Source organism: Algoriphagus sp. PAP.12 (assembly GCF_026652115.1).
GTDB lineage: Bacteria > Bacteroidota > Bacteroidia > Cytophagales > Cyclobacteriaceae > Algoriphagus.
Map to the genome: position 1 here is coordinate 1 of NZ_JAPPSQ010000040.1, position 7,996 is coordinate 7,996.

Here is a 7,996-nt window from a genome sequence, read left to right on the forward strand (position 1 = left end):
GTATCCACCTTCTTCTGTCTTCCTGTGTAGGTAAAAGATGATTTTCCCACTCGGAGCTCTGTTCTTCTGTTCAGCTGATGCATCGCATCGGTACAGGTCAGCTCGTTGCAGTCATTGATCGGATGGGTTTTGCCAAACCACTTCTCTTCCATTCTCTCTCCAGGTACTCCTCTGTTGGTCAGGTAGTCCTTCACCACATCGGCTCTTCTCTCTGACAATGTCTGGTTATATTCCTCACTGCCTCTCTGGTCTGTGTGACCTTCGATATACAGCATCAGATTCGGCATCCGCTTCAGCATGATCGCAACTCTTTCCAGTTCCTTCTTGTGTACCGATCTCAACATCGACTTGTCAAAGTCAAAATAGATTGTCGGGATGTCGTTGATTTCATCCTGTAACAATTCAAAGATGTCTTCCGGATTACAGAAGTCCTGATCTTTCAGCTCTTCTGGGATTTCATACTGTTTTGTCGGATCAGGAAAGGCTTCCAATACCAATTCCGATCTTCTATTCAACTGATGGTTCGCCTCTGAACAAGGAACTCCGTTACCACAGTCATTGACTAACTGCGACTCTCCGAACCATTCCAGTCTCACTCTGTCTGCAGAGATGTTATACTGCGCTAGGTATTCGGTCACCGCTGTCGCTCTGTTATTGGAAAGCGTGATATTGTATTCATCCGATGCTCTGGAGTCGGTGTGGGAAGCTACCAATAAGTCCAGGAAGCTGTATTTCTTCATGATATCGGCGATCTTGTCCAATGCTTCTTTCGCATCCTCTCTGATCACATATTTGTCCAAGTCATAATACACGATGTCCACAAACACCGGCAACTGATAAGGGATCGGAGACAGTTTGTATTCTCTCTTCACAGTATCTCCTTCAAAGCCTTTAGTAGTGATGCTCTCATCAGTTATGGGGAAGTAGCCCGGTTTGGTAATCTTCAGTGAGAAGTCACTCTCCGGCTCAAGTTCCGCTGACAGCTCTCCTTTGCCGTTTCGCTGCGTCTGTACGTTCCCGTTCTGGGTATTGTCTCTCAGGGTAGCCATGTAGCTGTCCGTGATCACCAAGCCCTCGCAGTCGATTACTCTGGCCAGGAACTGTTTGTACATCTCTTCGATCGTGTACAGGTCATCCAGTCCCATACCTCCTTTACGGTTGGAGGCCAAGTAAATTTCTCCGTCTTCCAGCTCTCTGTAGCCAAAGTCATCTGCAATCGAGTTGATCGGCATGCCCATGTTCTGCACATTACTTACCATTCCTCCTGAGATATCAGCTACATACACATCCATGCCTCCCACTCTCGGGTGGCCGGTAGAAGAGAAGTAGAACTGCTTGTCTTTTTGGAAAGGATGGGTTTCGTTACCTTCTGTATTAACAGGGGCTCCCAGATTCACCGGGGTACTAAAGTTCATCTCATCGTCGTATTCGGAATAGTAGATATCATAACCTCCCATTCCTCCAGGCATATCTGAAGCAAAATAAAGTCTCTTGGCCGATTCATCCACAAAAGGATTCATGACCGAATAACCGATCGAATCGTTGAACGGAACTGGCATAAAGCCTTCCAGCGTGCCTTCCGGAGTCACATTACTGTAATAGATTTCCGGTTGTACTGTGATGTCTCGGTCCTTCTTTACTTTCTTGATATCTCTGGTCACAGAGTAGAACAACACGCCCGCTTCCTTAGCATAGCTTGGATCTGAGAAGTTGTAGGTTCCCGGAATATTGGAAATGATCTCAGAAATCTCTCCGTCTTCATTCTGCTTGTAGACCGAGAAGTACTGGCGGCCGGTATAGTCATTGCCTTCCTCGCTGAAGAATTTGTTTCTTCCGTCAATGCGGATTCCCGGCATCTTCTGGGTGAAGGTCGCTCCGCGGTCAGACACAAAGTATTTGTTACCGTTCGCATCTTCTGTCAGTACAAAGTCGGAACCATCCGAATTCAGTTCTTCTGCATTCTCAAGTTTTACTTTCTTTTTGGTTTTGGTGTTTATAAAGGTCTCCAGACTGGTTTGAAGGGAATCCACATTTACTCCTTTGGCTGTCAACTCACTCTCCACTTCATCTAAGTGGGCAGATTTTTGTGCAGCAGAAAGGTAATTTAGAAAATCAGAAGTTTCGGCATCTTCATAGCCCACAGTGTTTTTCCACCATTCATAGCTTTTGTCATAGTTGCGGACCTGGTCATAGGCCTCAGCCGTCTTTTTGGCAGTGGCATAGTTCGGCTTCTTCGCATAAGCCGCTTCGTAGATCTCGATCGCATGCTGATAATTCATCAGTGTCATCTGTTCATCTGCGTACCGAACTTTGGACTTCTGCGCCTCGGCCCCTCCAACAATTCCCAAAAATAAGGTAGCTGAAATGCTTAGTATCGTCAATGTCTTTTTCATAATCAGAACCATCTTTGGTTTTTCATTACTGCTTTTCTCGGGGTCATGTAAAATCCTACAGACAATTCATGGGAATTCGTTCTGTAGTCTTGCAATACGTTCAGGTTATGGTCATATGCATAGCCAATCCGTATTCTCTCTGTTGCAAAAATCTCGGTGATCAGCGCAAAAGAGTTTCTATTGGATAGATTCTCCGGAAGATTGTCATTCCAGATCTTCATATTGGATCGGTAGGAACCGCCCAACCAAAGCCGCTCTCCCAACAAGAACATCGCATTCAGATCATAATTGGTCGGTGCTCCTTTTACCTCTTTAATCAAGAAACTAGGCTTAAACTTCACCGTAGATCCTAAATCAAACAAGGCTCCCATTGTCAGGTAATAGTGGAAGTCATGATAGGCCAAGGTAATGTCTTCTCTTTCCAGCGCTTTCTTCCCGATCATATTGTAAACACTGAAACCCGCATAGAACTTGTCGTTATGAAAGAACAGGCCCGTGTTCATGTTTGGTGTGAAGATATTCACCAAGCCGGCAGGGATATTGGGATCATCAGGATCATTGGGATCCAGCTCCGTTCCATCAATTCCGTACTCGGATAAACCTGCACTAACCCCCAATCCCAAGAAGCTTTTTTGCCCGGTCTGGATTCGGTAAGCATAGGTCAGCAAAGCTGAATTAGTTCGAGTAGGTCCTATACGGTCTCCCAATAGCGAAATACCGAATCCCATGGTCCCTTCATTGGCACTTAGGTCCGCCGTCACCGTAAAGGTCTCCGGAGAACCCGGGAACCGGATCCACTGCGTTCTATAAGTTGACTGCAGATAAGGTTCTCCTTTGTATCCAGCATATCCAGGATTCACATGGAGTCCATTGAATATATATTGGCTGAACTGCGGGAGCTGCTGTCCAAAAGTCCCTCCGGTGGCCAATAAGGCCACCATTAGGGTCATTCCAATGATTTTAAAAGTATTTTTCATAACGCTTCTTGATTAATCTTCCTTAACAACCTGAATCCATCCTTTGAACACATGTTCGCTACCTTGGCTATCTATTGCTATCAATACATAGAAGTAGGTTCCTGCTACCTGCCCAGGAGCATCCCAGTCGTTTTTATAGTTTTCCTGTTCTAAAACATGATCACCATATCTATTCACAATCGTAATAGAATTGCTGACAAACTTATCCAATCCCTGGATCTCGAAGGCATCGTTTGTCCCGTCATTGTTCGGAGTGATCACATTCGGAATATGGAATGGCTTGATCAATGTTACCGCACTATCCTGATTGTCTGTTTCATCTGTATCTTCTTCATCTGCTCCCACGATGACTACGTTGGTCACCGAACCGGCAGCTCCGGCTTTCACGCGGATTCTGAAAGTGATCGTCGCATCAGCCGGGAACAGAGCCATCGTCCACTGGATTCTGCTGCCATCAACTGAAGTCTCAACATCCACGTTAGCAATGTTACTTTCTACACGGTTGCTCAGATAAGTCACTCCGTTTGGCAAGTCATCGGTGATCACCACATTTCTGGCATCAAATCCTCCGATGTTGCTGACTGTGATTTCGTATTCAAACTCCTCTCCTTCGAACACTTCCTCTGACATCGCCTCTTTGGTGATACTCAAATTGACATTGTCATTCACCAATCTGAATACTACATAAGCATCGTCATTATTATCAGGATTTCCTGCCTCTCTAAGGATGTATCTCAAAGTATATTCACCTTCTGGATTTACACCTGGGATTAGATTCATTTCACCATCTTCATCGATCAACAAACCAATCACACCATCCAACTCTACAAATTCGAAGTCAACATCAGCTGGATCAGGACGCTTACCATCAAGTAGGTCATTCTCCAAAATATTGCCCAATCTTCCTCCGAAGCTCACAAAGTGGGTTCCGAAGTCATCATCGTTGGCGATGATTTCTGGAGCCATGCCTACCACAGCCGAATCATCATCCTCTACTGTGCTGCCTCCAGGTGCTGTACCCTTCACTGTTGCAGTATTTACCAATTCACCACCTTCGGCCAGATCTTCTTCGGTCACGGTATAAGTGGTCGTGTATTCTCTGGTTCCTCCAGGAAGCAACAGCGCAATGGTTTCTTCAAAGCCTGTTAATGGATCACTTACCACCACGTTCACCAATGGAGCATCTCCTGTATTGGTTACAACTAAGGTATAGGTAATAACATCTCCGGTGTTTGTGGCCACTGATACATCAGATGTCTTCTCGATACTGATACCTGGCTCCAGATTCACATTTACTGTAGCCTGTGCTTCAGCTCTAACAGTCTTCTGGCTCTGTGGATCAATCGCCTGAACATTCGCAATGTTCAAGATTGGTTCACCACTCAACAAGTCTTCCAAGGTCACGGTATAGGTAGTCGTGAAAGTCTTGGATTCCCCTGGTGCCAAGGTGATTCCCGGTACAGTCATTCCTGTTTTCGGATCCCTCAAGTCTCCACTGGATAGAGTCACATTACCAGTGTTGGTCACCACTAAGGTATAATTCAGAACAACACCTTCTCTGCTGACAGATTCCAAATCAACTTCCTTGGTCAAGGAGATATTTGGTAGTCTTTCAGCTTCAACCACTGCTTCATCCTGATCAGTCACTTGAGTGTCTCCACCCATTCCTGTAACAGTTGCCACGTTTTCTATCAGACCGTTATCCAAATCTGCCTGAGTTACCTCGTAGGTCGTGGTAATCTCAACCACCTGACCCGGAACCATCGATCCGATATTTTGATCCAAACCTGTCAATGGATCCATTACAGTTACATCACTCAAGGTCATGTTTCCTGTATTGGTAACAGTCAAGGTGTATTCGATCTCATCTCCAACTGCATCTACAGATGTAACAGCAGTCACTTTCACAATATCAATAGATGGAGTCTGAACAGCCTCAACCACTGCGTTATCCTGATCTGTCACCTGAGTCTCTCCTCCAAATCCTGAAGTGGAAGCCACGTTTTCGATCAATCCATTATCTATATCAGTCTGAGTAACGATATAGGAAGTCTGGATATTCACTACCTGACCAGGAGTCATTGAACCGATATTCTGATTCAGTCCTGTCAATGGATCCTCAACAGTTACTCCACTCAAGGTCATGTTTCCTGTGTTGGTCACTGTCAAGGTATATGGAATCTCATCTCCAACCGCTTCTACCGATGCAACACCTGCTACTTTCTCAATGTCAATGGATGGCAATTGAATTGCCTCAACCACTGCATCATCCTGATCTGTTACCTGAGTCTCTCCTCCAAATCCTGAAGTAGTTGCCACGTTTTCGATCAAGCCGTTATTTATGTCTGCAAGAGTAACGATGTAGGAGGTTGGGATATTTACAACCTGACCCGGAGCCATTGAACCGATGTTCTGATTCAATCCTGTCAATGGATCCATTACAGTCACATTGCTCAAGGTCATGTTTCCTGTATTGGTCACAGTCAAGGTGTATGGAATTTCATCTCCAACAGCATCTACAGATGCAACACCTGCTACTTTCTGGATGTCAATTTCTGGATTCTGACACAATTCAACAATTGTTGGTGCATCACCTTCAATAGTTGTATCTGACAAGTCAGTTACAGTTTGTTCTGCTCCGGTACCTGAAGCTTCTGCCTGATTGCTTACAAACCCTGCATCAATATCAGATTGTTGTATTGCATAAGTCGCTGTATAAGTTGCAGACTCACCTGGCTTCAAGGTTCCTTCTCCACTTCCCATAGTACTCGATACATAAGCCGGGCTTAGTGTTCCAGTTCCACTGAAGCTGGATTCTGAAACCATCACAGAGCTCAAGGTTACATTACCTGTATTCGTTACAGTGAACGTATAAAGAATCTCTTCTCCTGCATCACTGCAATCTCCACCATCATCATAAGATGCGGTTTTTGTAACCTTGATATCTGGCGTCTGACACAATTCTACAACAGTTGGTGAGTCACCTTCAATAGTTTGATCAGAGAGATCATTTACGTTCTGATTTCCAAACACTCCAGAACCTTCAGCTTGATTGCTAACGAACCCTGCATCAATATCAGACTGTTCAAGTGCATAAGTCGCTGTATAAGTTGCTGATTCACCTGGTTTCAAAGTTCCTTCTCCACTTCCCATGGTACTGGATACATAAGCTGGGCTAATTGTACCAGTTCCACTGAAGCTAGATTCAGAAACAGTCACAGAGCTCAAAGTCACATTTCCTGTATTAGTCACCACGAAGGTGTATAGAATCTCCTCTCCAACATTGCTACAATCACCACCATCATCATAAGATGCGGTTTTTGTAATCTTAATTTCTGGAGTTTGTGTGAAGCAAACCTCTACTTCATTAGAATCATCTCTCAATACCACTCTATAATCCACAACACTTCCTTCACCAGGTTGTTGTTGCTCATCAATTACTTCTCTGATTTCAGCATATGCAGTGTTGTAGAAGCAACCTTCTTCAATCATTTCCTGACTTATGGTTACTGAAGCTTCGAAGCTTGCGGAAGCGTCTGGAGCCAATACTGGAATAATTTCCATCAAGCCTGCCTTATCATCAACCACATAGATATCATACAAGGTTACATTTCCTGTATTAGTCACGGTGATATCATAAGTCACTTGGCCATCTACTTGATCATCATTGGAAACCAAAGATTTCACTATAGATAGGTCTGGCTGCTGGCAAAGGTCTACCTGAGTTTCGTTATCAGCATCCACTGAGTCACCGGAAAGATCAGTTACAAAGAACTCATTGGAGAAGGCTAATAAATAATAACCTGTTACTTCTGCCTGATTATTGATAAATCTGGTATCCGTATCCTCCTGAGTAATCTCATATTCAGCAGTGTATGTAGCAGTCTCATTTGGCAACAATGTACCTTCTGCACTATTCATGCTGCTGCTCACAAAGGTGACAGCTCCCAATGTTCCTGTTCCTGTGAAGTGATACGTCTCATCGATAGTTACATTCTCCAAAGTAACATTACCTGTGTTGGTCACTACGAAAGTATAGATTACTATATCTCCTGTATCATAGCAGTCATCTTCAGAAATTACTTCAGCTGATTTCACAATGGCGATATTTGGCTGCTGACAAAGATCTACTTGAGTCACCTCATCATCAGCATTTGTTTCACCAGATAGATCATCAACAGTCATTCCATCACCATAAGTAGCAGTGACTTCAGCCTGATTGTCAATGTATCTTGTATTGGTATCTTCTTGAGTAATCTCATATTCTACAGTGTAGGTAGCTGTCTCATTTGGCAACAAGGTACCCTCGGCACTTCCCATGCTGCTGCTTACGAAAGTGACAGCACCCAATGTTCCTGTTCCTGTGAAGTGATAGGTCTCATCTATAGTCACATTTTCCAAGGTTACATTACCTGTATTAGTCACTACGAAAGTGTAGGTCACAATATCTCCGGTGTCATAGCAATCATCCTCAGAATCAACTTCAGCTGATTTAATGATGGCGATACCAGCTTTCTGACATAACTCAAACTCAGTCGGTGCATCCGTCGTGAAGTCCGCTCCCGAATCGTCAGTCACAGGAGTGTTCTGGCCAAACTGACCACTCGCGGTCGCCTGGTTGGAAAC

General features: G+C 44.4%; 3 protein-coding genes. All 3 read right to left on the minus strand.

Going from position 1 to position 7,996, the window contains the following annotated elements; all coding sequences use genetic code 11:
- A partial coding sequence (locus O0V13_RS21090; RefSeq protein WP_268036999.1) for an OmpA family protein occupies nt 1-2,393 on the minus strand: 2,393 nt, incomplete at its 3' end.
- Between the two features lie 2 nt (nt 2,394-2,395).
- Complete coding sequence (locus O0V13_RS21095; protein ID WP_268037000.1) at nt 2,396-3,370, minus strand: PorP/SprF family type IX secretion system membrane protein; 975 nt, start codon at nt 3,368-3,370, stop codon at nt 2,396-2,398.
- Between the two features lie 12 nt (nt 3,371-3,382).
- Nucleotides 3,383-7,948: a DUF7507 domain-containing protein gene (locus tag O0V13_RS21100; RefSeq protein ID WP_268037001.1), complete on the minus strand. Its 4,566-nt coding sequence runs from the start codon at nt 7,946-7,948 to the stop codon at nt 3,383-3,385.
- Nucleotides 7,949-7,996: the final 48 nt, after the last annotated feature.